Source organism: Methylobacterium amylolyticum, assembly GCF_030700245.1.
In the GTDB taxonomy this organism is placed as follows: domain Bacteria; phylum Pseudomonadota; class Alphaproteobacteria; order Rhizobiales; family Beijerinckiaceae; genus Methylobacterium.
Genome location: NZ_JAUYZI010000132.1, coordinates 1 through 1,666 on the forward strand (window position 1 = coordinate 1; position 1,666 = coordinate 1,666).

The 1,666-nt window shown below is 61.2% G+C and carries 2 protein-coding genes and 1 pseudogene; 1 reads left to right on the forward strand and 2 read right to left on the reverse strand.

Annotated features, from left to right (window positions below):
• The coding region (locus tag Q8W71_RS32805) for a transposase (RefSeq protein ID WP_305524274.1) at window positions 1–193 on the reverse strand (193 nt) is incomplete at its 3' end.
• A gap of 93 nt (window positions 194–286) precedes the next feature.
• Here Q8W71_RS32805 and Q8W71_RS32810 point away from each other — a divergent pair.
• Window positions 287–538: pseudogene (locus Q8W71_RS32810) on the forward strand (winged helix-turn-helix transcriptional regulator); the annotation flags it as partial.
• A gap of 817 nt (window positions 539–1,355) precedes the next feature.
• Here Q8W71_RS32810 and Q8W71_RS32815 read toward each other — a convergent pair.
• On the reverse strand, window positions 1,356–1,666 hold a 311-nt coding region (locus Q8W71_RS32815), incomplete at its 5' end, for a transposase (protein ID WP_370875605.1).

The following is a 1,666-nucleotide window of genomic DNA, read 5'->3' on the forward strand; positions in this document are numbered from 1 at the left end:
CCACCGCCGCCCGCTGTTCAGCCAGGACCGCGCGGCGCCAGCGAAACAGCAGGCTGGAATGCAGCCCGTGCCGGCGTGCCACCGCCGAGGCCGACGTGCCCGGCTCGTCCGCCTCGGCCAGGATCGCCCGCTTCTGCTCCGGCGACCACGCCCGGCGCGTGCCGGCGACCACGACGTGCGAGGGAGAAGTCATAGGTCCAGACCCAGGGCCGATACAGCGCCATCCGACGCCAGCACCTGTATCCAGAGCGCGCCACTATCCGCGCAAGGCAGCCGTCACCGAGCGCTTACCTTCAACCAGATCCGGCGACTGTTGCCGAACGTGACCCAGCGCACGCTGACGAATCAGTTGCGCGAGTTGGAGGCGGACGGCTTTGTAGAGCGGCGCGTGTACGCGGAAGTGCCCCCGAAGGTGGAGTACAGCCTGACCGAGCGCGGGCGCACGCTGGAGCCGGTTATTCTCTCGCTGAAAGACTGGGGTGACGTGCACGGAGACGTGCGCCCCATCGCAGCCTGTGACGCGTCACCAGCGACGTAACCAAAACGGCCGGCCGGATCTGGCCTAGAGCCGCTGGTCAGCTTCGGAGGTGGCCGGCTGGAAAAGCAGACGGCCTCCAAACAACACAAACGGCCGACCGGATTTGAAAGTAAACCGCGGCTCCGCTTCGAGTAAGTACTCGCGCGGAAGCATTAAATATAAGATCGATCTAACTCGAAAATTACAATACAGTATTAGAAAAATCAACGAACGTTGCGATCCATCGGTGAAAACGCTGGATGCAGAAAATTGTATAATGGATATTATTTAATAACGATGATGGATATGCTGGATAATAATTCTGACTAACTAAATCACTTAAACACGAAAGCGTTTCAGGTCACCAAGAACAACTCTGCTGCCTTCCGGTTCGTCGATAATCGTGCTGCGTCGCGCGCGATTGGGGTCGTGACATCACTCCGGATTTCTCTTGCCACACTGCGACCATGCGACGCGCGAGAAGGCGCCAATGCCACTTCTTAACCATTCGTTAAGGTCTGTTAACGGATCCTTTACTCACCGCTTCCTCATGGGAGGGCGGAGACCCGCGGTCCGCGGCAAGGGGGCCATGCGATGGGCTACGTCGTCAGAAGCACACGCGACACCGGGACGATCACGTATCACTGCCCCTCCACCGGCAGCGCTCTCGACAAATTCAACGAGTTTCAACGGGCCGAATACCGCGAGATCACGGTCACAGGCTGTGACGAGCGGCAAGTTTCGCGAGCTCAACTCGTGGAACTGCTCGACTCCGAAAGGGCGCAGACAGATATGACTCAAGCATGCCACGCCTAAGAGCCTGTTTGAGGGCGAGAGCTTAGGCTGGATTGTGGAGGGCGTTGGCGGCCATGAGGCAGGCGACGCAGGTGAGGCGACCGGTCGCCACGTCGAGACGGCCGGCACGCTCGCGCAGCAGGCCGCCCCAGTGGCTGAGCCAGCCGAAAGTGCGCTCGACGAGCCAGCGCCGCTCCAGCACGACGAAGCCCTTCTGATCCGGGTCCTTCTCGACGACGCGGTGGCGCATGCCGTGCAGATGGCACCAGTCCTTGCAGCGCTCGGCGGTGAAGGCACCGTCTAGGATGGCCAGACGCAGGCTGGGCCACGCCGCCTTGCCGTTATCCAGCGCCG